Annotated in this window: 21 protein-coding genes; 11 read left to right on the forward strand and 10 right to left on the reverse strand. The window is 67.3% G+C overall.

Annotated elements, in window-relative coordinates:
- Positions 1 to 13: 13 nt before the first annotated feature.
- From OE647_RS11555 to OE647_RS11570, 4 genes are all read left to right on the forward strand, one after another.
- Positions 14 to 598 carry an enoyl-CoA hydratase-related protein gene (locus tag OE647_RS11555; RefSeq protein WP_263721886.1) on the forward strand — a complete coding sequence of 195 codons (585 nt, stop codon included), beginning with the start codon at positions 14 to 16 and terminating at the stop codon, positions 596 to 598.
- Between the two features lie 254 nt (positions 599 to 852).
- Positions 853 to 2,208 carry an MmgE/PrpD family protein gene (locus tag OE647_RS11560; protein WP_263721887.1) on the forward strand — a complete coding sequence of 452 codons (1,356 nt, stop codon included), beginning with the start codon at positions 853 to 855 and terminating at the stop codon, positions 2,206 to 2,208.
- Positions 2,205 to 2,375, forward strand: a complete 171-nt coding sequence (locus OE647_RS11565) for a Clp protease/crotonase-like domain-containing protein (protein ID WP_263721888.1) — start codon at positions 2,205 to 2,207, stop codon at positions 2,373 to 2,375. The genes OE647_RS11560 and OE647_RS11565 overlap by 4 nt, the downstream gene beginning before the upstream one ends.
- A complete protein-coding gene (locus OE647_RS11570) occupies positions 2,372 to 3,925 on the forward strand; it encodes a trimethylamine methyltransferase family protein (protein ID WP_263721889.1) in 1,554 nt (517 codons plus the stop codon). The genes OE647_RS11565 and OE647_RS11570 overlap by 4 nt, the downstream gene beginning before the upstream one ends.
- A gap of 58 nt (positions 3,926 to 3,983) precedes the next feature.
- Here the strand turns inward: OE647_RS11570 and OE647_RS11575 are convergent, their stop codons facing one another.
- The 7 genes from OE647_RS11575 to OE647_RS11605 form a co-directional block, all read right to left on the reverse strand.
- Entirely contained in the window at positions 3,984 to 4,721 is a 738-nt protein-coding gene (locus OE647_RS11575) for a maleate cis-trans isomerase family protein (RefSeq protein ID WP_263721890.1), read from the reverse strand.
- Positions 4,711 to 5,787: a pyridoxal phosphate-dependent aminotransferase gene (locus tag OE647_RS11580; RefSeq protein ID WP_263721891.1), complete on the reverse strand. Its 1,077-nt coding sequence runs from the start codon at positions 5,785 to 5,787 to the stop codon at positions 4,711 to 4,713. Before OE647_RS11580 ends, OE647_RS11575 begins: the two co-directional genes overlap by 11 nt.
- Positions 5,784 to 7,436 carry a hydantoinase B/oxoprolinase family protein gene (locus OE647_RS11585; protein ID WP_263721892.1) on the reverse strand — a complete coding sequence of 551 codons (1,653 nt, stop codon included), beginning with the start codon at positions 7,434 to 7,436 and terminating at the stop codon, positions 5,784 to 5,786. Before OE647_RS11585 ends, OE647_RS11580 begins: the two co-directional genes overlap by 4 nt.
- Before the next feature lie 3 nt (positions 7,437 to 7,439).
- Complete coding sequence (locus OE647_RS11590; RefSeq protein WP_263721893.1) at positions 7,440 to 9,530, reverse strand: hydantoinase/oxoprolinase family protein; 2,091 nt, start codon at positions 9,528 to 9,530, stop codon at positions 7,440 to 7,442.
- Between the two features lie 274 nt (positions 9,531 to 9,804).
- Positions 9,805 to 10,878 carry a DmpA family aminopeptidase gene (locus OE647_RS11595; RefSeq protein ID WP_263721894.1) on the reverse strand — a complete coding sequence of 358 codons (1,074 nt, stop codon included), beginning with the start codon at positions 10,876 to 10,878 and terminating at the stop codon, positions 9,805 to 9,807.
- 155 nt (positions 10,879 to 11,033) lie between these two features.
- Positions 11,034 to 13,631, reverse strand: coding sequence for an AMP-binding protein (locus OE647_RS11600; RefSeq protein ID WP_263721895.1), 2,598 nt, complete (start codon positions 13,629 to 13,631; stop codon positions 11,034 to 11,036).
- Between the two features lie 256 nt (positions 13,632 to 13,887).
- Positions 13,888 to 15,405 (reverse strand): bifunctional metallophosphatase/5'-nucleotidase, encoded by a 1,518-nt coding sequence (locus OE647_RS11605; protein WP_263721896.1) that lies wholly within the window; start codon positions 15,403 to 15,405, stop codon positions 13,888 to 13,890.
- A gap of 155 nt (positions 15,406 to 15,560) precedes the next feature.
- Between OE647_RS11605 and OE647_RS11610 the strand changes: the two genes are divergently transcribed.
- Genes OE647_RS11610 through arsC form a run of 3 tightly spaced genes read left to right on the forward strand, consistent with a single transcriptional unit; the run spans position 15,561 to position 17,286 of the window.
- The gene (locus OE647_RS11610) at positions 15,561 to 15,899 is read left to right on the forward strand and encodes a DUF952 domain-containing protein (protein ID WP_263721897.1); all 339 of its coding nucleotides are present in this window, start codon (positions 15,561 to 15,563) and stop codon (positions 15,897 to 15,899) included.
- Entirely contained in the window at positions 15,896 to 16,960 is a 1,065-nt protein-coding gene (locus OE647_RS11615) for a quinone-dependent dihydroorotate dehydrogenase (protein WP_263721898.1), read from the forward strand. The genes OE647_RS11610 and OE647_RS11615 overlap by 4 nt, the downstream gene beginning before the upstream one ends.
- Positions 16,945 to 17,286: an arsenate reductase (glutaredoxin) gene (gene arsC / locus OE647_RS11620; protein ID WP_263721899.1), complete on the forward strand. Its 342-nt coding sequence runs from the start codon at positions 16,945 to 16,947 to the stop codon at positions 17,284 to 17,286. The genes OE647_RS11615 and arsC overlap by 16 nt, the downstream gene beginning before the upstream one ends.
- Positions 17,287 to 17,340: 54 nt before the next feature.
- Here the strand turns inward: arsC and OE647_RS11625 are convergent, their stop codons facing one another.
- From OE647_RS11625 to OE647_RS11635, 3 genes are read right to left on the reverse strand one after another with little or no spacing between them, the layout of a single operon-like run.
- Positions 17,341 to 18,642 carry an MATE family efflux transporter gene (locus OE647_RS11625; RefSeq protein ID WP_263721900.1) on the reverse strand — a complete coding sequence of 434 codons (1,302 nt, stop codon included), beginning with the start codon at positions 18,640 to 18,642 and terminating at the stop codon, positions 17,341 to 17,343.
- A complete protein-coding gene (locus OE647_RS11630) occupies positions 18,635 to 19,144 on the reverse strand; it encodes a PaaI family thioesterase (protein ID WP_263721901.1) in 510 nt (169 codons plus the stop codon). Before OE647_RS11630 ends, OE647_RS11625 begins: the two co-directional genes overlap by 8 nt.
- Positions 19,141 to 19,569: a PaaI family thioesterase gene (locus OE647_RS11635; RefSeq protein WP_263721902.1), complete on the reverse strand. Its 429-nt coding sequence runs from the start codon at positions 19,567 to 19,569 to the stop codon at positions 19,141 to 19,143. The genes OE647_RS11630 and OE647_RS11635 overlap by 4 nt, the downstream gene beginning before the upstream one ends.
- A gap of 103 nt (positions 19,570 to 19,672) precedes the next feature.
- Here OE647_RS11635 and OE647_RS11640 point away from each other — a divergent pair, with 103 nt between their 5' ends.
- The 4 genes from OE647_RS11640 to OE647_RS11655 all read left to right on the forward strand — a co-directional run bounded on the left by OE647_RS11640 (position 19,673) and on the right by OE647_RS11655 (position 23,603).
- The gene (locus tag OE647_RS11640) at positions 19,673 to 20,806 is read left to right on the forward strand and encodes a putative manganese transporter (RefSeq protein WP_263721903.1); all 1,134 of its coding nucleotides are present in this window, start codon (positions 19,673 to 19,675) and stop codon (positions 20,804 to 20,806) included.
- A gap of 48 nt (positions 20,807 to 20,854) precedes the next feature.
- The gene (locus OE647_RS11645; protein ID WP_263721904.1) at positions 20,855 to 21,220 is read left to right on the forward strand and encodes a MerR family transcriptional regulator; all 366 of its coding nucleotides are present in this window, start codon (positions 20,855 to 20,857) and stop codon (positions 21,218 to 21,220) included.
- 192 nt (positions 21,221 to 21,412) lie between these two features.
- Entirely contained in the window at positions 21,413 to 21,808 is a 396-nt protein-coding gene (locus tag OE647_RS11650; RefSeq protein ID WP_263721905.1) for a MerR family transcriptional regulator, read from the forward strand.
- A 16-nt stretch (positions 21,809 to 21,824) separates the two neighbouring features.
- Complete coding sequence (locus tag OE647_RS11655; protein WP_263721906.1) at positions 21,825 to 23,603, forward strand: acyl-CoA dehydrogenase C-terminal domain-containing protein; 1,779 nt, start codon at positions 21,825 to 21,827, stop codon at positions 23,601 to 23,603.
- Positions 23,604 to 23,617 lie beyond the last annotated feature (14 nt).

The raw sequence follows: 23,617 nt of genomic DNA on the forward strand, positions 1-23,617 counted from the left end.
ATGAGCCCCTGACATGACCGAAAAGCTGATCTGCGAACAGGACGGCCACGTCGTCACGCTGACCCTCAACATGCCGGAGGCGCGCAACCCGCTGACCGACCATGACCTGTGCGACGCGATCCTGGCCGCGATGGCCCGCATCTCCGCCGAGCAGAGCGTGCGCGTGGCGATCCGGACGGGCGCGGGCAAGGCGTTTTCCTCAGGCGGCAACCTCAAGCACATGAAGGACAAGCACGGCACCTTCGAAGGCGGCGTGGTTTCGGTGAAGGACGGCTACCGCGTCGGCATCCAGCGCGTTGCGCGCGCGATGTGGGACTGCGAAGTGCCGCTGATCGCCGCCGCAAACGGCGCCGCCTATGGCGCGCGCTGCGGCAGGACCTGCCTGCCCGACATCCGCATCGCGCCCACCCGCGCGACCTTCGCCGAGAACTTCGTGAATGCCGGCCCGATCTGCGGCGAGGGGGGGGGCGTGGCTGCCGCCGCGTCAGGTCGGCCTATCGCGCGCGGCCAAGATGCCCCATACCGTCGCCCCCGGCGGACGCCGAAACCGCGCCAGCCTGGGGCCTGGTCGCCAAAGTTGTGGAGCCCGAGGCGCTGATGGACGAGGCCCGCGCCAGCCGCGCGGATCGCGCGCAACCCGCCCCGCCAGCTCCGCATGGCCAAGCGCCTGCTGCGCGAAGGGCTTAACACGCGGCTGTCGTTCATGCCGCAACGCGCCGCCGCCTAACGGGGGGCCTGCCACTGGACCGCCGACCACGAGGAGGCCATCGACGCGCTTCTCGAAAAGCGCACCGCCGTGTTTACTGGACAATAGGTCTCACACGCCGCACCGAATCCACAGGAGCTTGATCCATGTCTTCCCGCTTCGTCGACTTCGTCCACCAGACCGCAACCGACGATCTGCCCGACGAGGTTCTGGCGCTTGGCCGCCGCTGGCTTCTCGACCTGATCGGGGTCGCAGCGGGCGGGGCCGGCACGCGGCTTTCGCGGATCATCCGCGACCATGCCGCCGGGCATTTCGGCCCCGGCACGCGGCGCGCGCGGGTCCTGTTCGACGGCCGCGCCGTCAGCCCCGCCGGCGCGGCGCTGGCCGGTGGCATGACGATCGATGCGCTGGACGGCCATGACGGTCACAAGCTGACCAAGGGCCATGTCGGCTGCGGCGTCTTTCCCGCGCTTCTGGCGATGAGCGAGGCCGAAGGGCGCCTCGCGGACGACCGCGCGTTCCTGGCCGCGCTGGTCGCCGGCTACGAGATCGGGACGCGGGCGGGCATCGCGCTTCATCGCACCGCGCCGGACTACCACACCTCCGGCGCCTGGGTCGCGGTTGCCGCGGCGGCGCTGGGGGCGCGGGTTCTGGGTCTCGACTCGGCCCGCACCCGCGAGGCGATCGGCATCGCCGAATATCACGGACCGCGCAGCCAGATGATGCGCTGCATTGATCATCCGACGATGGTGAAGGACGGCTCCGGCTGGGGGGCGATGACGGGTGTCTCGGCGGCCTACCTTGCCGCCGACGGTTTTACCGGCGCCCCCGCGATCACGGTCGAGGGCACGGATGTCGCCGATCTTTGGGACGATCTCGGCAGCACCTGGCGCATCGCCGAGCAGTATTACAAGCCCTACCCGGTCTGCCGCTGGGCGCAGCCGCCCTTGCAGGCGGTCCTGAACCTGCGCGCGGCGCACGGGCTTGCCTCGCAGGACGTGGAGCGGATCGAGATCACCACCTTCCACGAATCCCGGCGCCTTGCCACGCGCGAACCGGTGACCACCGAAGAGGCGCAGTATTCGACCGCCTATCCGACGGCGGTGGCGCTGGTGCGCGGCCGCGTGGACCCCGTCGATGTGACCGAAGCGAGCTTCGCGGACCCGGAGATCCGGCGCCTTGCACGATCCATGACGGTCAGCGAAAGCGACGACTACAATGCCGCCTTCCCGGCGCGCCGCATCGCCCATGTGGCCCTGGTGCTGAAGGACGGCCGCCGATTGGTGTCCGAGCCGACAGAGGCGCTTTTCGACCCTGAGGCACCGGTCGACATGGCGACCCTGCGCGCCAAGTTCCATGCCTATGCCGGGCCGGTCCTCGGCACCGCGCGGGCGGCCGCGATCGAGACGGCGGTCGACCGTCTGGGTGACGGCAGCGGGATCGCGGAACTGGTCGAACTGATCCAGGCGCCTGCGGCTGAAGCCGGGGAAGCGGCGGCATGACCGATCGGGTCCGATACGACGTGACGGGCGGTATCACCGTCCTCACGCTCATCCGGCCGCACCAGAGAAACGCCGTCGATGCGGCGCCCGCCGACGCTGGGCCCATCTTCTGCGCCGGCATGCGCGGGAAATTGAAACAAAAACCCGGGAAAAGGGCAGCCGAATGAGCGATGCAGAGGTGACCAGCGAAAAACGGACCAGCGGCCGCCGCGCGAAGGCTTCGCGGGGCGCGGCGCAGATCTCGCAACTGCCGCTCCGCGATGTCACGATCTCCTTCGCGCCGGTCGAGCTTGCGGGGCCGGATCAGGTCGAGGCGATCCACCGGACCTCGATCCGGATCCTCTCGGAGCTTGGCATCCGGGTGATGAGCGCCCGGGTGATGGACATTTTCGAGGCCGCCGGCGCCATCGTCGAGCGTGCAGAGAAAACCATCCGTATCGACGAAAGCCTTGTTGCCGAGGCGCTGAAGACCACGCCACCCTCCTTCACGCTGACCTCGCGCAACCCGGCGAAGCGCCTGACGATCGGCGGCCGCCATATGGCCTTCGGCCTCGTCGCGGGCCCGCCGAACGTCCATGACTGCGTGAATGGCCGCCGGTCCGGGAACCTGAAGGACTACGAGAACTTCATTCGTCTCGCGCATCACTTCAACGCCATCCACATCATCGGCAACCAGGTGACCGCGCCGCAGGAACTGCCCGCGAACAACCGGCACCTGGATACCTACCGGGCCAACCTGACGCTGTCGGACCTGTCGTTTCACTGCACTGCGATTGGCGGCGGGCGTGCGATGGACGGGATCAACATGATGGCCATCGCACGCGGCATCAGCGTGGAGGAGATGGCCAAGGACCCCGGCGTCATCACCATCATCTCGGTCAACTCGCCCCGGCTTTTCGACGACGCGATGGCCGAGGGGCTGATCGCCATGGCCGAGCATGGCCAGCCGGTGACGATCACGCCCTTCACGCTGATGGGGGCGATGACCCCGGTGACGCTGCCTGCGGCACTCGCCCAGCAGAACGCCGAGGCACTTTTCGGGATCGTGCTGACCCAGCTCGTCAAACCCGGCGCACCGGTGATGTACGGCGCGTTCACCTCGAACGTGGACATGCGCTCGGGTGCGCCCGCCTTCGGGACGCCGGAGAACACCAAGGCGAACATCATCTCGGGCCAGCTTGCCCGGCGTTACCGGCTGCCCTACCGGACCTCGAACACCAACGCCTCGAACACGGTTGACCTTCAGGCGGCCTACGAAACCGGCATGGCCACCTGGGGCGCGGTGCTCGGCGGCGGGAACATGATCTACCACGCGGCCGGCTGGCTGGAAGGCGGGCTGACGGCAAGCTACGAGAAGCTCGTGCTCGACGTGGAAATCCTTCAGAACATGATGGAGATCCTGCGGCCCATCGACTTTTCCGAGGACGAGCTTGGCTTCGACGCCATCGCCTCGGTGCCGACGGGCGGGCATTTCTTCGGCGCAGCGCATACGCTGGCGCGTTATGAAAACGCCTTCTACCGCCCGATCCTCTCGGACTGGACCAACTACGGCGCCTGGGAAGCGGCCGGCGCCAAGGACGCGCTGACGCGCGCGACGGCCGTCTGGCAGCAGGCGCTGCGCGACTACGACGAACCGGCGCTGGACCCCGCGATCCGCGAGGAGCTTGACGCCTATGTCGCCCGCCGCAAGCAGGAGATCGGCGACGGGGAGCCCTGAGCGCGGCGATGGCGCCGACGACCGCCATGAACAGCGCCAGGGTAGCGGACAGGCCGCCCTACAACCGCTCGAAAAGCCGCCCCGGCGCGCCCTTGGGGCGCGGCAGGCCGAGCGCCCGGCACAGTGCGAAGACCATCGCCTGGTTCGAGGTGACGACCGGTTTGCCAGTCGCGACCTCGATCCGCTCGACCGCCTCGACCGACCGCATGTCGGTGCAGGACAGTACGATCGCCTCCACTCCCGGCAGGTCGACCCGCATGGCAAGGTCGAAGACCTCGTCCGGGCTCAGTTCGCCCTGACCGTAGTTGCCAAGCTCGCGGCCGATATCGGCGCGGGCCACGGTCTCGATGCCCGCGTCGGCCAGGAATGCAACGGCCTGATCGTTGATCTCCCCCACATAGGGAGAGGAGAAGCCGATCTTCGTCACGCCAAGCGCCCGGATCGCCGCGACGACCGAGCCTGCGGCCGTGAGCGAAACGGCGCCCGAGCGCACCTTGATCCTCTCCGCGAGGTCGCGGTCGAAGCCGGTGCCATGGGTCAGCGTCGCCGAGGTGCAGCCGTATAGCACGGCCTTGGGCCGCACGCCGGAGATCAGCCGCAACGTCTCGGTGATGTCTGAGGCGCCCAGACGCGCCATCTGGTCGGCGCCCGGGATGGCATCGATGTCATAGTCGCCCAGCCGCTCGAAATGCAGCGAACAGCCCTCCGGACGCATCAGCATCATGTCGGGTTCGAGGTTGGTGTTGGTGTAGGGAACCAGCACGCCAATCTTGAGGGCGCGGGGATCAGCGGTCATGACCGTCCTCCTTGAAGGTGGCGAGAATCTCTGCCGCGCGAGCCATGTGTTCGGGTGCGGCGATGGTGGCGCGAAGGCACTGCGGCAGGCCGTAGCCCGCCATCCCCCGCAGGAGCAATCCCGACGCGCGCAGGCGCCGGTCGGCGCCGTTCGCGGCCTCGGCCGAGGCGAAGGGGATCAGCACGAAGTTCGTGTGGCTTGCCGGGATCGGGTAGCCCGCCGCGACGAGGCGCGCGGCGAACGGATCGCGGATCGCGGCGGTCTGCGCCGCGATCGCGCGCATATGCGCCTGGTCCCGCATCGCCGCCGCCGCCATGGTCTGGCTCACAGCCGAGACGTTGTTGGGGTTGAGAAGCTTGCGCGTCTCGTGCCCGATCGCCTCCGGGAAGAGGCCCCAGCCAACACGGGCACCAGCCAGCGCATAGGCCTTGGAGAAGGTACGCAGCACCACCGTGTCGCCCCGCCCGGCCAGCGCAAAAACGGGTGCGGGGTCCTGATCATCGAACTCGCCATAGGCCTGATCGACAACCAGAAGCACATCCCCCGGCAAGCCATCGCGGAGCCGAACGATCTCGGCATTGGGCATCCGGGTTCCGGTCGGATTGCCGGGAGCGCACAGGAACACGATCCGGGTGCGCGGTGAGACTTCGGCGAGCAGCGCATCGACCGAGACGGTGAAGTCCGGCTCCACGGCCTTCACGTAGCTGGCCCCCGCCTGAAGGCAAGCGGTGGCGACGAAAAGATAGCCGTAGTCGGTGCCGAGCACCTCGTCCCCCGGACCGGCAAAGGCGCGGATGAGGCAACCGATTAGCTCCATCGAGCCCGCGCCGCAAAGGATGCGCGCGGGCGCGAGCCCGTGGACCTCGGATATGGCCGCACGCAGCACGCTCCAGTCCGGGTCGGGGTAGAGCGCCGCGCCTGCCAGCGCCGCCTGCCCGGCCGCGACGGCCTTCGGGCTGGGTCCGAAGGCGCTTTCGTTCTGGGCAAGCGAAACCGTTCCCGGCGCCCCGAGATCGGCAAGCGCATAGGGCGCCATCGCGGCGACATAGGGAACGGGGGGGATCATTCGCGCCCCCCATACTGGCCTTCCGCTGCCGCCGGCGACACCAGCCCGCACCGCAGGTCGCGCGCCAACGCCGCCGGGTCGCGCAGACCCGGATCGCCGAACCCGCCACCGCCCGGCGTGTCGAAGATCAGCCGTTCACCCGGCTCGATCCGCAGCTCGCACTTGCCCGGGATGTCGGCAGCGCGCCCGCTGACCCGGATGCGGCCGGGCGCGCCCGCCTTGCCGCCCGCGCGCCCGGCGGCGGCGTTCTTCACCCGCTCCACCGACAGGAACACCAGGAAGGGCTCATCCACCGCCGAGGTCATCTCGATCCGCTGGCCGAGGCCGCCGCGATATCGCCCGGCCCCGCCGGAATCGGCCAAAAGTTCCCGCCGCCAGATCGTGACCGGGGCAACGGCCTCGGTGATCTCGACCTGGCTGCCGAAGACACCCGAGGGGTAGGCGGTGGCCGAAAGCCCGTCGGCATGCGGGCGGGCGCCGGTGCCGCCGTTGTGAACAAGCTCCACCGCGAACTGGCGGCCGCCGTTGCGAACCGCCTCGGGCGCGTGGCGCATCGGCAGGTCGTACATGCAGGAGGCACCTTCCGAAGGAACCCGGTCGGGCAGCGCCCGGGCAAGGCATCCCAGCACGAGGTCCGGCGTCATCTGGCCCAGCGTGTGGCGCATCGCGACCGGGGCCGGCCGCTGGGCGTTCAGGATGCAGCCTTCAGGTCCAGTGACCACGAAGGGCTCCAATGACCCCGCGTTGTTCGGGATGTCGGGGCCGATGATGCAACGCATGGCGAAGACCGCATAGGCGGTCGCGTAGTTGAGGGGCACGTTGATGCCCTTGCGCGAGCAGCCCGATGTGCCGGTGAAGTCGAGATGCAGCCGATCCCTGGTCACGGTGAGCGTGGCGTGCAACTCCAGCTCGGTCTCATACCCGTCGACTTTTAGGGCATTGCGGTATACGCCCGCCGGAACCTCAGCGATCGCGTCCAGCGTGCCGCGGCGCGAGGTCTCGATGATATGGTCGGCAAGCCCGTTGAGGTCGTCGAGCCCGAAATCCTCCATCATACCGACGAGCCGCGCCGCGCCCGCCTCGCAGCAGGCAATGAGCGCGTAGATATCGCCCTCGTTGGCGATGGGCTCGCGCGAGTTGGCCTTCACGATATCCATGAGGAGCGCGTTGACCGCGCCCCGGTCGACAAGCTTGCAGGGCGGGATCAGGAGCCCCTCGTCATAGATGTCGGACCCTTCCGGCCCCATCCCGAGCCCGCCGAGATCGACCAGATGCGAGGTGCAGGAGGTGAAGCCGATGACGCGGCCATCCTTGAAGGCGGGCATCATCAAAAGGAAGTCATTCAGATGTCCCGAGGCGAGCCAGGGATCGTTCGTCATGTAGATGTCGCCGGGCTGCATGGTCTGGATCGGGAAGCGTTCGCGCAGCGTCTTCACCGCTTCTGCCATCGTGTTGATGTGGCCGGGCGTGCCGGTCACGGCCTGGGCGAGCATCCGGCCCTTCACGTCGAATATGCCGGCAGAGATGTCGCCGCATTCGCGCACGATGGGCGAAAACGCGGCGCGGATCAGGGTCTGGCCCTGCTCCTCGACCACGGCAAGGAGGCGGTTCCACATCACCTGGAGACGGGCGGGGGAAAGATCGGTCATGGCTCAGTTTCCCTTGCGGGTGAGAAGGAGGTTGCCGCGGGCATCGACCTCGGCATCAAAGCCGGTGCCGACGAAGGTCGTGGTCTGCGGCTCGGCGATCAACGCGGGGCCGGCGAGGCGGTCGCCGGGGGCCAGCGCGCCGCGCATCACGAAGGCGGCTTCGCGCCTCTGGCCGGTGACGTCGCAGATGATCGGGCGCGTCTCGGGCGCGTCTCGGGCGCGCCCGATCGGCACGGCTTCGACCGGCTGGATTGCATCGGCCCGGGTGGCGACGCGGACCGACCAGTTCAGGATCTCGATCTCCATTCCCGGCACCGGGCGCGAGAACTGGCGCGCATAGGCGGTCTCGAACGCCTTGGTCAGCGGGGCGATCTCGGAGGGCGCGAGGTCACGGTCGGGAAGCGCGATCTCGATCTCATGGCCCTGGCCGTGATAGCGCATGAAGGCGGTCCGGGTGACGGCCATATCGGCCCCGGCCGCCCCCTGCTGGACGACGCCCCTGGCCTCCGCGACCATCCGCGCGAGAAGCGTGTTCACGGCGGCGAAGTCGAGCGTCTGGAGCATCGAGTAGCGTGAGCGGACGATCTCGAACGAGACCGGGGCGAAGAGGAAGCCCACCGCAGAACCGACGCCCGGGTTGGCCGGGACCAGGATGCGCGAGACACCGGCAGCGCGGGCCACGCGGCAGGCGTGCAGGGGACCGTTGCCGCCGAAGGCAATCATCGTGCGCGCCCCGAGGTCCTTGCCCGATTCCACCGCGTGCATGCGGCCTGCGCTTGCCATGTTCTCATCGACGATCCGGCTGACGCCGTCGGCGGCCGCCTGTGCGTCAAGGCCAAGCCCGTCACCGATCACGCGTGTCATCGCCGCGGCCGCGGCCTGCGGATCGATGGTGAACTGTCCTTCGGCGAAGGTCTCGGGCCGGATATAGCCGAGCACGATGTCGGCGTCCGAAACCGTGGGCTCGCTTCCGCCGCGTCCGAAGGCGACGGGTCCGGGCTCACTGCCTGCGCTTTGCGGGCCGACGGTCAACCGGCCCAGCCGGTCGATTGCGGCGATCGAGCCGCCGCCCGCGCCGATCTCGATCATCTCGATCACCGGGATGCGGACCGGCATGCCCGAGCCCTTGATGAAGCGCGCGGCGCGCGCGATCTCGAAGGCGCGCGAGGTCTGCGGCGCGCCGCCGTCGATCAGGCAAAGCTTGGCGGTGGTGCCGCCCATGTCGAAGGAGAGCACCTCGTCGAGGCCGCATTCTGAGGCGATGCGTGCGGCGAGGATCGCGCCGCCCGCAGGACCGGATTCGACCAGCCGGATCGGGAACTGGGCCGCGGTCGCGATCGTGGTCATCCCGCCCCCCGCCGTCATCATCAGGATCGGGCAGGCAAGCCCCTCGGCGGCAAAGCGCGCCTTGAAGGCGCAAAGATAGCGCGCCATCAGGGGCTGGATATAGGCGTTGGCGACGGTCGTGCTAAGCCGGTCGAACTCGCGCGCCTCCGGACTCACCTCGGACGAAATCGATATGGCCAACCCGGGACGGGCGGCCGCGATCAGCGCGCGCAGCCGCCGTTCGTGCGCGGGGTTCGCGTAGGCATGCAGAAGGCAGATCGCCAACGCGCCGGCGCCGGTCGCGTCGATCTGGTCCAGCAGCCCCGGCAGCGCGCCCTCGTCGAGTGGGATCAGCACCTGGCCAGTGGCATTCATCCGTTCCGGGATCGTCAGCGAGCGGTCGCGCCCGACCAGCAGATCGGTCTTTTCCAGGTTGATGTCGTATTGGGCATAGCGCCGCTCATAGGCGATCTCGAGGATGTCGCGGAAGCCCTCGGTGGTGATCGTGGCGACGGTCGCCCCGCGCTTCTCGATCAGCGCGTTGGTGGCGAGCGTGGTGCCGTGGATGAACCCGCCGACCTCGCGCAGCGTGCGCCCCGCCGTGGTCAGGGCGCGGTGCACGCCTTCCATGGCGCCGGCGGCGGGGTTCTCATGCGTGGTCAGCGTCTTGGTCGAGGCTGCGACGCGGTCGGCCCCCTCGATCAGGACGGTATCGGTGAAGGTGCCGCCAATATCGACAGCAAGGCGCAGGGTCGGGCTTTCGGGCATGATCTCTCTCGTTCCGGGAATGAGCGCGGACGGCAGGATGCCATCGGGTCAACAGGGAACGAGGTCGCAGCCGGTCGCCCGGCGGTTCATGAGGTCGAGAACGACAATGCCTTGCATCTGCCACTCTGCCGGTTGGGCCGGCCCCGCAAGGCCCGCCGTCGCAGCAATTATCACCGGAAAAGCGGGCTTGGGAAGCGTTTATCGAGCTCCGGGCCATGGCCACCGCGCCGTGCGGCGTCGACCCGATCGGCGGGACGTTTTCTGGCTCGCGGGGTTACTTAGGGTCCGTCGCGAAAATCTCTTGCAGCCGCGCCGTCGGCAGCGCGGGGCAAATGTGCCCCTCCGGTTTGACCGTCGCCACGTCCTCGCCCGCCACAAGCGCGTTGACCACCGCCTCTTCGACGGCCTCGACGGCCGCGAGGTAAAGCGGGTCGAGCCGTTCGATGTTCAACTCCTGCCGGGTCAGCACGGCGTCGGCCAACTGCGGCATCGGCCCTTCGTTCGCCGTCGAAAAGGCCAGGAAGATATCGCCGGAGCTGTTGCCGCCCGGCGTTCCCCCGCGTCCGATGCCGATGGCCGCGCGCTTGGCCAGCTGGCGCAGCGAAAGGCCGGACAGCGGGGCGTCGGTGGCCAGGATCACGATGATCGATCCCATTTCGGCGGAATGGCGCGCGCCCTCCGGGATCATCCGGCCGACAGGCTTGCCCAGGATGCTGAGCCAGGGGCGGATGCCGTGGTTGGCCTGCACCAAGGCGGCCACGGTGTAGCTCTGCCCCTCGATCCCGATCATGCGTGAGGAGGTCCCGGTTCCGCCCTTGAACTCATAACAGATCATGCCGTTGCCGCCGCCGCTCGACCCCTCGGCCACCGGACCGCCGCTGCGGGCTTCCAGCGCCGCGATGGCATGTTCGGCCTGGACATGCATCGCGTTGATGTCGTTCAGCACCCCGTCGTAGGTTTCGGCCACGACCGGCATGGCCCAGACGTGCTGCTCGCGGAAGTAATCGGCGTAGTGGTCGATCATCCAGCGCGTCGCGCCCTGATGGGCCGCACCGACGCCATGGGTGTTGGTGATGAGAACCGGCCCGAGGAAATAGCCCGCGTCGTTGATCCAGTGCGTCCCCGTCATCTCGCCGTTGCCATTGAGCGCGTAGGACCCGGCCCAGACAGGCCGCGGCTCATGGCCCGGGCGGGGCAGGATGGCGGTGACGCCGGTGCGCATCCCGCGGGACGGGTCGGTCAGGGTGCAAAAACCGACCGTCACCCCGGGGACATCGGTGATGGCGTTCAGGGGGCCGGGCGTCCCCTGGAAGGGTAGGCCAAGATCGCGCGCGCGGGGCTTTGTCATGCCTGTCTGTCTTGCTGGAACGGCGCCTCAGGTCAAGGGTGGCAATCAGCACCGGGACATGACTTCTGAATTGATCCGATTGCCGTCGTTGCCGGTCGGGGGCGTGCGGCCGCCCCCAACCCTTCGCAATCCAACCTGCCGCGGGCCGGGCCGCCTCACGCAGCGCCGGGCCGCCGCCCTGTGGCCCTGAGAAGAAGAGCCCGGATCCGCCGGCCGAGCCAGGCGTCAACGGGATCATAGATCCGCCACAGCACAACGCCGCCGACAAGCGCGACCGTCCAGGACAGGACCGGGCAGGCGCCGAGCAGGATCTCGACGACGCCGGAAAACTCCTGATGCGTGATGTAGATGATCAGCGACGCACCAGCGATCATGCGTGCCCCACTTGCCAAAACCTTCGGCAGGGAAACCGAAGGCAGCCAGATCATCGCCAGCGTCGCCAGCAGGAAAAAGACCGGTCCGATCACCCGGTAATCGTCGAATTGCCAGATGCCAAGCAACATGACCGTGGTGACCAGTGCCTTTTGGCCCCTCTCCCTGGCCGATCCTGCCGCGACGCCGACCATGAGAAACCAGGCGCAAAGATGCGGGAGGCGGCGGTATAGGGCGTTCGTATCCACAAGCGCGTCCGAGAAGGCCGCAACCCCCACGAGGGCCACGGCAGCTATGATTGTCACCCGAAAGGTGTTCTCTCTAACCATCCGCCGGACCGTCGCAAACGACAGCACGATCATCAGGACGACAAGCAGTTGAAGGTAGACCTCGACGAACCAGGACGCCCCTTGCACCCTGGGCGAAATCCAGTTCCCGATGAAGAGGAACGCTGGCCACTGCCCGTAGCCGCTGACCTCGAAGTACATCACTTCGTTGGCAATGGTCAGCAGGGCAATCCGGATCGCCAGGACCGCGACCGGCACGACACTTTCGAGCTCAAGCACCTGCGGCAGCGTGAATGTGTCGAAGGATATCCCCGCCACGACGAAAAGGGTGAAGGCGCCGCCGCCGCCATAGTTCACCAGACCCACATGGCCCGCCACGACCAGCATGATGGCCAGCGCGCGCACAAGGGTCGGCGTATCGATATGCACCGCCCGGCGGCGCTCTCGGGCCTGGGCGCCCAGCTCCGCGACGCTCATCCCGGGCCAGTTCTCGGGCAGATGACCGAGCACGGACTCGATCTCCAGGGAAACGGCGACGAAGCTGAGACTGTCGCCGCCAAGATCCGTGAAGGATGTCCCGGATGAGATGTCTGCCTGCGGGAAGTGAATGCGGAACACCTCCGCGACACTGTTCCGCCGCCGGAGCAGCATGCGATCCGTGAGGCCCTTCAGCCCCTTGCGCGCCGGGCTTGTGTGGGACGTAGCCGCAGGGTCCGCAGGCAGGCCTTCGAGGAGCCCCCCGATCGCCTGCAGATCGACCTTTCCCGACGTCTGGCGCGGCAGCGCATCGACCGCGACAAGCCGGAAGTTTCCAGCCGGAACGCCCAGCCACTCGGCAAGGTGCTGGCCGAGGTGCGCGACCGAGGCCCCGGAGCCGTTGGCAACCAGAACGTACATGAGGTCGTCGCGTGCCACGCAGGCGGCCTCGACCCCCATGGCCCGAAGGTGCTTCTCAACCTCGTCAAGGCCGATCCGAAGCCCGAATAGCTTCACGAAGCGGCTCTTGCGCCCGACGATCTCGACCGCGCCGCTGGGCAGGCGCCGCGCGATGTCCCCGATCTTGAGGATGTCGCTTCCCTGCCCATCGGAGAGATCCGCGTCCGACTGCGCATAGCCCATCATCGTGTTCGCACCACGATAGCAGAGCTCTCCGTGCGTGCCGTCGGGCACCGGCCTGCCCACTTCGTCGGCGATCCAGATCTCGCCACCCGGCACGGGGATGCCGATGGCCGAGGGCGTCTCCAGCGCCATGGCCGGTGGCAGATAGGAGATCCTCGGCGCGGCCTCAGTCTGGCCGTACATGACGAAGAAGTCCCAGCCCTCGTCCCGGCCACGTTCAACCCAATGCCGCACGCGGGTCGGGTCCAGGCGGCCGCCAGCCTGCGTCATGTAGCGCAACCGGGCGAGGTGATCGGTGCGGATGCGCGCCTTTTCCATCAGTTCGAAACTGTGCGGAACCCCGGCAAGGCTGGTGCATCCGCAGTGTTCGAAGACCTCCCAGAACCCGGCGTCGATCACGGACCCGTCGATCAGCACCACCGAAGCGCCAACCGCGAGATGGGAGTTCACGATCGACATCCCGTAGGAATATTGAAAAGGCAGCGCCATGGGCGCGCGATCGTCCGGGCCAAGCGAAAGATAAGTTGCGATCGACGCCGCATTCGCGGCGATGTTGCGGAACGACAGCCGGACCCATTTCGCCGATCCGGTCGACCCGGAGGTTGACAGAAGTACCGCCAGATCGGGGTGCCAGCTTTCCACCGCACCCTCGAACCGGGCCAGCGTATCCGTCGCGGCCGCGTAGAGATAGGTAAGCGAAAGGCCGGTCCCCTCCGCCGTTTGGCCTTCGCCCATCAAGAGGACCGGGCACCCGGCGTTCAGCGCGGCGAGGTAGGCGACATACTGGCGATAGTGCCCGTCGCAACGGATGCCGAACAGTCCCCGCTGCTGACCGATCCGGCGCGAGAATGCGGCGATGTCGTCCGCCAGTTGCCCGTAGGTTACGAACGTGCCGTCCGGATAGATGAAAGCGGGGCGATCGGAGTTCTCGATCGCCCAAAAACCCTTGGCGCGGATCAACTTGGACTCGAGCATGTTTCCTCACGCGCACTTAGCGCAACGCGGTCGTTGATCTTGGTCGGCAATCATCATGGTTAAAGCAGCTCCCCTCGGAGTGCCCGACCCGGCCCACGCCCCTAGGGAAGCTGCGGAAAAATCTACCGTTAATCCTCGAACCTGCAAAGGGGCCTGTGCGTTGAGCCCTGCCCCCGGACGCGCCCGAAAAAGGGGCCCGACCCGGGCCCCCGTTCACGACGAATGCGGTGCTGTGCGGCGTGAACCGCGCCTCGGCCTACTCGCCCAGTTTCTTGATCCGGCCTTCGACGCTGGCCTGCACCCCGCCCTGCGCCTCGATATAGGCCATCACGTCATTGGCGACGAGCTTGCCTTCGCCCACGTTGGTCAGGATACGCCCGCCGCCCAGCGCCGCGTAACCGTCGCCGCCGCCCAGAACGTAGTCGTTGGTGGCCAGCGTGTAGAGCTTGTCGAGCTCCAGCGGCGCGCCGCCCACGGTGACCGAGGAGACGCGGCTGCCAGCCTCTGCCGAGGGGTCGTAGACGACCTCCATCCCCGATACCTGCGGGAAGCGGCCCGCGCCTTTCTCAACCTGGCTAAAGCCGTTTTCCAAGGCCGCCAGCACTTGCGAGCCCGGAAGCTCGGTCACCTGCGTGACATTGCCGAAGGGCAATTCGGTCAGGATGTCGCGGCGCGTCAGCATGGCGCCTGCGTCATAGGTACGGTCGGCGCGGATACCGCCGCCGTTCATGATCGCAAGGTCCGCCCCCGTCGCGGCCCGCATCGCGTCGGCGATCAGGTTGCCCATCGCCGATTCCTCGCCCCGCACCACGTTGCGCCGGCTGTCGAGCGCGCCTTCGGTCTTGCCGATCTCCACGTTAAGCGCCGCGTCCAGATCCGCGGTCAGCTTGTCGACCATCGCCTGCGTTTCGGCGTCGGGCTCGACCGTCGCGGTGTCGATGAAGCGGAACGTGGGCGTCCATTTCACCGTCTTCTTGCCGTCCTTCTCGCCGATCTCCACCGCCAGATCCAGCGGCGCGACGAAGCGGCCGTCGACCGAGGTGTCGATATAGGCCGTGATCCCGTCGTAGGAGGCCGCGTAGAAATGGTCGTCGCCCGAGATCACGACGTCGAAGGCCTTGGAGGTGACAAGTTTGCGGTCGTTGTTCAGATCGGTCTGGACGACGCCGATCACCAGGTCGGCCCCGCCTTCACGCGCGGCCCGCGCGGCGTCGACCGCGCTGTCGACGGTCGGCAGGAACTTCAGATCGCCGGTCGAGGAAACCTCGGGCGAGGTGTCCTGCGCCACGGGAACCAGCGCGATGTTCAGCCCGGCCATCTCCTTCATCATCACGCCCCCAAGCCCCTCGATGGGCGATCCGTCGGCGTTGGTGATGTTGATCGCGGCCCATGGGTAGTTCGAGGCCTTCATCTTCTCGAAGAAATTCTCCGGTCCGAAGTCAAACTCATGGTTGCCGGGCACCGCCAGGTCGAAGGGCACAAGGCCGGTCAGGTCGATCGTGTTCTGCCCCTTGTCGAAGCCCGAGATCAGCGAGGGCGACAGCATGTCCCCGTCGAAAAGGTAAAGCGTGTTCGGATTAGCCGCACGTTCGGCCTTCACGATCGCGTTCAGTCGTGCGAAGCCGCCGCGCGTGCCATCCCCGTCGTAGTCATAGATGTCCCCGATACCGACAATGGTGAGCTTCACGGATTCGGCGCTTGCGGCGCCCGCGCCCAGCGCGAAAAGCGCTGCCGCCCCCATGATGCCTGCGATGCTGCGATTTGCGGATTTCATTCTCGAACACTCCAGGTCAAACAATACCCAAGGACTGTGCGCCGTGAAGTTTCGCCTGTCAAAGACCTTTGCCGACCGCCCCGACAAGGTCTTCGCGGCGCGCGGCCGTGGTTCTAAGGATTGACCCCGCGAAGCGCAAAGGGCATGACATCCGCATGCTGATCCTCAAGATTTTCCGACGTCACGAATGGGATGCCTTCCGCAAGGCCGGCGAAACCGTGGGCGCGCCGGTCGATCTTGCCGATGGGTTCATCCATTTCTCGACCCCCGCGCAGGTCACGGAAACCGCCGCGAAGCACTTCGCGCGGGAAAGCGATCTGGTCCTGGTCGCGGTCCAGGCCGACGCGCTCGGCCCCATGCTGCGGTGGGAGCCCTCGCGCGGCGGCGCGCTCTTCCCCCATCTCTACCGGCCCCTCAGGCTCGATGAGGTCGTCTGGGACAAGTCCCTGCCCCTCGGCAAGACTGGCCATATCTTTCCGGAAGGTGTGCTTTGAACATCGTCGAATGCGCGGGCCTCGCCGCCCTGCACCGGCTTGACCCTGAACGCGCCCACGGGCTTGCGGTCCGCGCGCTGTCCATGGGGCTCGTGCCGCTTCCCGGCGCCGTGCGCTCCCCCCGGCTGGAGACACGGCTTGCGGGGCTTTCGCTGCCGAACCCGGTGGGCCTCGCCGCCGGTTTCGACAAGAACGCGGAGGCCGCGGGCCCGCTGACCCGCGCGGGTTTCGGCTTCGTCGAAGTCGGCGCCGCCACCCCGCGCCCGCAGCCCGGCAATCCCAAACCGCGGCTCTTCCGCCTGCGCGAGGATCGCGCCGTCATCAACCGCTTCGGCTTCAACAACCAGGGCGCCGACGCCGTCGCGGCCCGCCTCGCGCGACTTGATCGCAAGGTGCCGGTGGGCATCAATCTCGGCGCCAACAAGGACAGCGCCGACCGCGCAGCCGACTTCGCCAAGGTGCTGGCCACCATCGGCCCCCATGTCGATTTCGCGACCGTCAACGTCTCCTCTCCCAACACCGAGAAGCTGCGGGACCTTCAGGGCAAGGCGGCGCTCTCGGCGCTGCTCGCGGGCGTACTCGCAACGCGCGACACGCTGGCCCGCCCGATCCCGGTCTTTCTGAAGATCGCGCCCGACCTTTCGGAGGCCGAACTCGCCGATGTGGCCGAGGTCGCGATGACCTCCCGCATCGACGCGGTGATCGCAACAAACACCACACTCTCGCGCGACGGGCTCAGGAGCCCCCACAAGGGCGAGACAGGGGGGCTCTCGGGGGCGCCGCTCTTCACCAGGTCGACGCGCGTTCTGGCCCGGCTTTCACAGCTGACAGAGGGCAGCTTGCCCCTGATCGGCGTGGGCGGGATCGCCTCCGCCGAGGATGCGAGGCAAAAGATCCTCGCCGGGGCCTCGGCGGTGCAGCTTTATTCCGCCCTCGTCTACCATGGCCTCTCGCTTGCGGCGCGGATCGCGCGCGATCTCGACGCGATGCTTGCACGCGACGGCGTACCCAATATCGCCGACCTCGTCGGTCAGGGAAGGGACGCATGGCTGAAACCGTGATCTGGCACAACCCGCGCTGCTCCAAGTCGCGTGAGACACTGAAACTGCTTCAGGACCGCGGCATCGAGCCCGAGGTTCGGCTCTACCTCCAGAACCCGCCCTCTCGGACCGAAATCGAGACCGCCCTCACAGCGCTTGGCCGCCCCGCTGCGGATCTGGTCCGCTGGGGCGAACCCGCAGCCCAGGGCCTCGACAAGTCCGCGCCCGACGGCGAGTTGATCGCGGCGATGGCCGCGACGCCCGCGCTGATCGAACGCCCGCTGGTCCTGCGCCACGGCAAGGCCGCGCTTGGCCGCCCGCCAGAGGCCGTCCTGGCCCTCCTCTGACCCCTTCTTCTTTTTCCAAATATCCCGGGGGTCCGGGGGCAGCGCCCCCGGCGCTCACCTCGCGGCCTGCTCCACCCGCCCGTAGACCGCACCGAGCGTCAGGGCGCGCGTGACGTTCATCACCATCAGCGCCGCCCAAAGCCCGTGGTTACCCCAGCCCGACAACGCAAGAACCGCCAGCGCATAGATCCCAACCGACATCGCGGCGGAGTTTCGCATCTCCCGCGCGCGGGTTGCGCCGATGAAGATACCGTCGAACATCCAGCTGGCGATGCCAAGAACGGGGGCCACGGCAACCCAGGGCAGATAGACGCGCGCCACTGACCTGACCTCGGCCTCCGTCGTCATGATGTCGATGATCGAGGGGCCGGCTGCCCAGAAGAAAAGCCCAAGAGCCACGGCCCCGCCCGCGCCCCACTCGCTGGTCAGGATCGACGCCCGGCGCACGTCCCGGACCGCGCGCGCGCCCACCGCCTGCCCGACCAGCGACTCCGCGGCGAAGGCGAAACCGTCCAGCGCGTAGGCGGTGATCTCCAGGAATTGCAGCAGCACCTGGTTGGCCGCCAGCGTCACGTCCCCATAGCCCGCCGACAGGAAGATGAACCCCGTGAACGCGCCCTGCAACAGGACCGAGCGCAGCATGATATCGCCATTGACCTGGACCATCCGCCGGACCCGCGCCCGGTCGAAGACCCGCGCCCAGTCCCGCCACTGCCCGCCCGCGAAGGCCGGGCGGCAGAGCCAGAGCCCAAGGCCCAGCCCCGACCATTCCGCGATCAGAGAGGCCGAGGCCACCCCCTCGATCCCCCAGCCCTGCCCCAGCACGAACCACAGGTCGAGAACCACGTTCAGCCCGTTGATCCACAGCTGCAACAGCAGCACCGCGCGCGTGCGCTCCACCGCGATCAGCCAGCCGGTGACGGCGTAAAGCGCGATGGTCGCAGGCGCGCCCCAGACACGGATCGTCAGGTAGCGCGTCGCCAGCGCCTCGACCTCGGCGGAGGCGGGCGCGATCGCAAAGCCAAGCGCGAAAAGCGCCCGATGGAAGAGGATGAAGACGGCCCCCGCCACAAGCCCGATCAGCAGCGCGCGCATCAGGATCGCGCCGGTCTCGGCGGGCTCCCGCGCGCCGTGCGACTGCGCGACAAGGCCCGAGGTTCCCATCCGCAGAAAACCGAAGATCCAGTAGATCGCCGCGAGGATGACGGCACCAACGCCCACCGCGCCGATGGGCGCCGCCTGTCCCAGCTGGCCCACAACGCCGGTATCGACCGCGCCGATCAAGGGCACGGTGGCGTTCGATAGCACGATCGGCAGCGCGATCCTCAGGACGCGGCGGTGGGTGATGCTAGCCATCGCGACCGGGCATCAGGAAATGCCCGGTGGCCTGCGCGAAAAGCCGCGCGCGGTTGTCCTGCCAGGCTTCGACATGAACGCTCGCATAGCGCCGCCCGGACCGGTTGATCCGCGCCCGCGCATAGGCGTCGCGCGGCAGGCCGGAGCGCAGATAGTCCACCGTGAAGTCTATGGTCTTGGGAAGCCGCGGCAGGCGCGCGCCTTCCAGCGCCGCCGCGTCGAGCCGCCCGCTTTCCATCTCTTCCCAGATCATCGACCAGGACAGTTCGATGATCGCCGTGACCTCCAGGAACGCCGCCGTCACGCCACCGTGCAGGGCCGGCAGCAGCGGGTTCCCGATCAGCTTCTCGTCGAAGGGCAGGACGGCGGTCAACTCATCGCCCCGGCGGTCGAATTCGATGCCCAGGAACTGGATATAGGGGACGCCGTGAACAAGGGCGTTCAGCGCCGCGTCGCGCCGTTGCTTGACGACCTGGACCGGTTCGGGGCGCTGACGGCTCATGCGGAAGCCCCGCGCTCGACGGTAAAGGCCCCGGTCGCCGTCGCCACCGGACGGTCGGGGTCTTCGTCATGGGCTGTCGCGCGCACGAAGGCCACCGTGCGGGTCACGTTGTAGCATTCGGCCCGCGCCGTGATCCGCTGCCCCGGCGTCGCGGGCCGCATGTAGTCGATCCGCAGATCGAGCGTCGCGGTCGAGACCACGCCGGGATAGCTGATCACCGCCGCCCCGCCGCAGGTGTCCATCAGCGCAGAGACCGCGCCGCCATGGATCACCCCGGTTTCCGGGTCACCCACGAAGCGCGTGTCGTAGTCCATCGCGATCACGGCCCGGCCCGCGCCGATTTCCTCAAGCACCATGCCAAGGGCGCGCGCATGCGGAATCGCCTCGACGAACTGGCGCGTTACCTGGTGCTTGTGCTCCTCCACCGCCGCAGTCCTTTCGGGTTGTTGCCGTCGCGGGGATAAAAGGGGCTTGCGCGGAGCGCCGCAAGTGCTATCTTTCGCAATTGAGAATTAGTCGCAAAACAAGATGCACGATACAGTCAACCTCACCGCCCGTCCTTCGACGCTCCCGTTCCGCCTCAGCCCTCGGCGGTCGCTTCTCTTTGTTGCGTTGGCCGCGCTGGCCATGGCGCCGGGGGGGCTTGGGGAGCTGACCCGGTCGCTCATGGCCGACGCCTTCGTCCAGGTGTCGGTCTTCGTGGCGGCGACACTCCTGATCTTCTATGGGCTTGAGCGGCTGTTCCGCTTCGACATCGGCATCGCGCTTGGCAGTGCCCGGACCATGCAGGTTCCGATCGCGGCCCTCTTGGGGGCGACCCCGGGCTGCGGCGGCGCTGTGGTGGTCGTTGCTGCCTACGCCTCGGGCAAGGTCAGCTTCGGCGCGGTGGTCGCGACGCTGACCGCGACAATGGGCGATGCGGCCTTCCTGCTGATCGCGACGCGCCCCGATGCCGCGCTTATCCTTCTGCCCACGCAGCTCGCGGTCGGCATCCTGACGGGCTGGCTGATCGACCGTTTCGTGGTCACCGATTACCGCCCGCGCGGCGGCACCTGCGAGATCGTGGCGGCCATCGGCAAGCTGCGCCTGCGCGACATCGCCTATCTGATCCCGGTCGTTCCCGGCCTTGTCGTGGGCGCGGCGCAGATCGGCGGGGTGGAGATCGCGACGATCCTGACCGTGCCCGTTCAGGTGATCGCCCTTGTCGGCGTCTTCATCGGGCTTGCCATCTGGACCGTCTCTCCGGTCGCGGCGATGACCAACCCGTCCGATACCCCCGTGACGCGGATGGCGGAGGAGACCTCCTTCATCTCGGTCTGGGTCATCATCGCCTATCTCGCCTATGACTATGCGGCTGCCTATGCGGGGCTCGACCTCAAGGCGATGTTCGGCGCGATCGCCCCGGTGCTGCCGATCGTAGGCGCCGCGATCGGGTTCATCCCCGGCTGCGGACCACAGGTCATGGTCGCGACCCTTTATGTGCATGGCGCGATCCCCTTCTCAGCCTTGGCGGCGAACGCGATCTCGAACGACGGCGACGCCTTGTTCCCCGCCATCGCGCTTGCGCCCCGCGCGGCGATCATGGCCACGGTCTATTCGACCCTACCCGCGCTCGTCGTTGCCTATGCGCTGCACTTCTTCGCGCCCGGCTTCCTGAACTGAGTTGTGCGCCCCCGCCCAAGCCGATAGGTTCGCCGGCGGAGGGAAGCGATGTCTGATCCGCGTCTGTCGTTCAAGGAAATGTGCGCGCGCTTCGACGTGACGCCACGGACGTTGCGCTACTACGAGTATATCGAGCTTCTGGCCCCGGAAAAGGAAGGCCGCGCGCGCTTCTACGGCCCTCGGGAAATCGCGCGCATGACCCTGATCCTGCGCGGCCGGCGCTTCGGCTTCAGCCTGGAGGAAATCCGCCAGTGGCTGGAGGTCTACCAGAAGCAGGGCACGCGCGAACAGGACCTGATCTGGGTCGATATGGCGAACCGCCAGCTTGCGGTTCTGCGCAAGCAGCAAGACGAACTGATCGCCACGATCGCCGACCTTGAGGCGCTGCGCGATCAGGTCGCCGACCAGCTCTGAACACGCATCCGACCCGACTGACGCAACGTAAGGAAATTGCGCTACACCGGGGCAGCATTTCATGACGTTTCGTCACGGAGGCCCTGACGCAACGTCACAGGTGACGTTAACGTCAACCATTCTTGTATGCTTGGTCAAACTTCCGTCACTTCCTACCTCATGACTCAAAGAGAGAGCTTTTCGAGGACAAACATGCCCCAAGAAGTGATGACCATTCGCGAAATGTGCGACGCCTTCGACGTGACGCCGCGCACCTTGCGTTTCTATGAGGCGAAGGAGCTTCTGTTTCCGATCCGCCAGGGTCAGAAACGCCTGTTCACCCGGCGCGATCGGGCGCGGCTGAAACTGATCCTGCGCGGCAAGAGATTCGGCTTCAGCCTGGAAGAGATCCGTCAGTTGCTCAGCCTTTACGACATCGGCGACGACCAGCGCACGCAGCTGACGCGGACGATCGAACTCGCCCAGAACCATCTGAGAAACATGCAGCAGCAGCGCGAGGAACTGGACACCGCCATCGGCGAGCTACAGCTCCAGATCCAGGGCGCCGTCGAACTCCTCAAGGAAAGGTCGACGCAGGACGCTGCCTGAGAAAGGAAACAAGACCATGCCGAGCTACACAGCGCCAACGCAGGACATGCAATTCGTTCTGCACGAGGTTCTGAAAGTCAGTCACGACGACACGCCCGGCTACGCCGATCTGGACCGCGATTTCACCGGGGCCATCCTTGAGGAGGCGGGCAAGATCGCCAGCGGCGTGCTCGCCCCGCTCAATGCCTCCGGCGATGCCGAGGGCTGTCGGCTCGAAAACGGCATGGTCGTGACCCCTTCGGGTTTCAAGGAAGCCTTCGCGGAATTGAAGGCGGGTGGCTGGACCGCGATCGACGGTGATCCGGCCTATGGCGGCCAGGGCCTGCCCTATCTGATGAGTTGCGCGACCGGAGAGATCTTCGTCTCCGCCAACATGGCGTTCAACATGTACCAGGGGCTGACCCATGGCGCCTACTCCGCGATCCAGGCCCACGGGACCGAGGCGCAGAAGGCGGCTTACCTCGCGAAGCTGGTCGGTTGCGACTGGACCGGCACGATGAACCTGACCGAGCCGCATTGCGGCACCGACCTGGGCCTGATGCGGACCAAGGCCGAACCGCAGGAGGACGGCAGCTACCGCATCACCGGGCAGAAGATCTTCATCTCGGCCGGCGACCATGACCTGGCGGAAAACGTGATCCACCTTGTTCTTGCCAAGGCCCCGGGGGGCGGCGAAGGAACCAAGGGCATTTCGCTCTTCATCGTGCCGAAGGTTCTGGTCAACGCGGACGGAAGCCTTGGCGCGCGCAACGCCGTCTCGGTCGGCAAGATCGAGGAGAAGATGGGCATCCACGGCAATGCCACCTGCGTGATGAATTACGACGGTGCGACGGGCTGGCTGCTTGGCGACCTGCACAAGGGCATGCGCGCGATGTTCACGATGATGAACGAGGCGCGGCTTTCCGTCGGCCTCCAGGGCTACGCGGTGGCCGAGGCGGCCTATCAGCACGCGCGGGCCTATGCGCGGGAACGGCTTCAGGGGCGCGCGGTGACCGGCCCGGAAAACCCCGCCGATCCGGCCGACCCGCTGATCGTCCACCCTGACATCCGCCGCAACCTGATGGCGCAAAAGGCCTTCGTGGAGGGCGCGCGCATGCTGACCTACTGGGGCGCCGCGCTTGTCGATCGCGCGCAGCGCGGGGGTGACGCGGCTTCCGAGGGGCTGATCTCCCTCCTCACCCCGGTCATCAAGGGTTTCCTGACCGACAAGGGCTTCGAGTCCACGGTCAACGCCCAGCAGGTCTTCGGCGGGCATGGTTATATCGAGGAACAGGGCATGTCCCAGTTCGTCCGCGACGCCCGCATCACGATGATCTACGAGGGCGCGAACGGGGTGCAGGCGCTCGACCTTGTCGCCCGCAAGCTGGCAGCCGACGGCGGCAAGCCGATCATGGGCTTCTTCGACATGGTGAAGGGCTTCATCAAGGAAAACGAAGGCCACGGGGAGTTGAAGGCGGGCTTCCTCGACCCGCTCAAGGCTGCATCAAAGGACCTCCAGGCCGCGGGCATGTTCTTCATGGCCGAAGGGATGAAGAACCCCAACGCCGCGCTGGCCGGTTCCTACGATTTCATGAGCCTCTTCGGGCATGTCTGCATGGGGCTGATGTGGTCGCGCGCCGCCCTGGCCGCGCACAACGCGCTTGAACGCGGCGACGGCGATGCCGACTTCTACAGGGCCAAACTCGCGACGGGCCGCTACTACATGGCGCGCGAACTGCCCGCGACCGCCCTCCGCCTTGCCCGCATTCAGTCAGGCGCCGATCCGGTCATGGCCCTGAGCGCCGAGGCGTTCTGATGAAAGTCCCGGAG

Origin of the sequence: Albidovulum sediminicola (genome assembly GCF_025751575.1) — a bacterium.
GTDB classification, from domain to species: Bacteria; Pseudomonadota; Alphaproteobacteria; order Rhodobacterales; family Rhodobacteraceae; genus Albidovulum; species Albidovulum sediminicola.

Excerpts from the sequence above, each read along its gene's own strand:
- OE647_RS11555 (WP_263721886.1), top strand. The coding sequence starts at position 14 with ATGACCGAAAAGCTGATCTGCGAACAGGACGGCCACGTCGTCACGCTG.
- OE647_RS11560 (WP_263721887.1), top strand. The coding sequence starts at position 853 with ATGTCTTCCCGCTTCGTCGACTTCGTCCACCAGACCGCAACCGACGAT.
- OE647_RS11565 (WP_263721888.1), top strand. The coding sequence starts at position 2,205 with ATGACCGATCGGGTCCGATACGACGTGACGGGCGGTATCACCGTCCTC.
- OE647_RS11570 (WP_263721889.1), top strand. The coding sequence starts at position 2,372 with ATGAGCGATGCAGAGGTGACCAGCGAAAAACGGACCAGCGGCCGCCGC.
- OE647_RS11575 (WP_263721890.1), bottom strand. The coding sequence starts at position 4,721 with ATGACCGCTGATCCCCGCGCCCTCAAGATTGGCGTGCTGGTTCCCTAC.
- OE647_RS11580 (WP_263721891.1), bottom strand. The coding sequence starts at position 5,787 with ATGATCCCCCCCGTTCCCTATGTCGCCGCGATGGCGCCCTATGCGCTT.
- OE647_RS11585 (WP_263721892.1), bottom strand. The coding sequence starts at position 7,436 with ATGACCGATCTTTCCCCCGCCCGTCTCCAGGTGATGTGGAACCGCCTC.
- OE647_RS11590 (WP_263721893.1), bottom strand. The coding sequence starts at position 9,530 with ATGCCCGAAAGCCCGACCCTGCGCCTTGCTGTCGATATTGGCGGCACC.
- OE647_RS11595 (WP_263721894.1), bottom strand. The coding sequence starts at position 10,878 with ATGACAAAGCCCCGCGCGCGCGATCTTGGCCTACCCTTCCAGGGGACG.
- OE647_RS11600 (WP_263721895.1), bottom strand. The coding sequence starts at position 13,631 with ATGCTCGAGTCCAAGTTGATCCGCGCCAAGGGTTTTTGGGCGATCGAG.
- OE647_RS11605 (WP_263721896.1), bottom strand. The coding sequence starts at position 15,405 with ATGAAATCCGCAAATCGCAGCATCGCAGGCATCATGGGGGCGGCAGCG.
- OE647_RS11610 (WP_263721897.1), top strand. The coding sequence starts at position 15,561 with ATGCTGATCCTCAAGATTTTCCGACGTCACGAATGGGATGCCTTCCGC.
- arsC (WP_263721899.1), top strand. The coding sequence starts at position 16,945 with ATGGCTGAAACCGTGATCTGGCACAACCCGCGCTGCTCCAAGTCGCGT.
- OE647_RS11625 (WP_263721900.1), bottom strand. The coding sequence starts at position 18,642 with ATGGCTAGCATCACCCACCGCCGCGTCCTGAGGATCGCGCTGCCGATC.
- OE647_RS11630 (WP_263721901.1), bottom strand. The coding sequence starts at position 19,144 with ATGAGCCGTCAGCGCCCCGAACCGGTCCAGGTCGTCAAGCAACGGCGC.
- OE647_RS11640 (WP_263721903.1), top strand. The coding sequence starts at position 19,673 with ATGCACGATACAGTCAACCTCACCGCCCGTCCTTCGACGCTCCCGTTC.
- OE647_RS11645 (WP_263721904.1), top strand. The coding sequence starts at position 20,855 with ATGTCTGATCCGCGTCTGTCGTTCAAGGAAATGTGCGCGCGCTTCGAC.
- OE647_RS11650 (WP_263721905.1), top strand. The coding sequence starts at position 21,413 with ATGCCCCAAGAAGTGATGACCATTCGCGAAATGTGCGACGCCTTCGAC.
- OE647_RS11655 (WP_263721906.1), top strand. The coding sequence starts at position 21,825 with ATGCCGAGCTACACAGCGCCAACGCAGGACATGCAATTCGTTCTGCAC.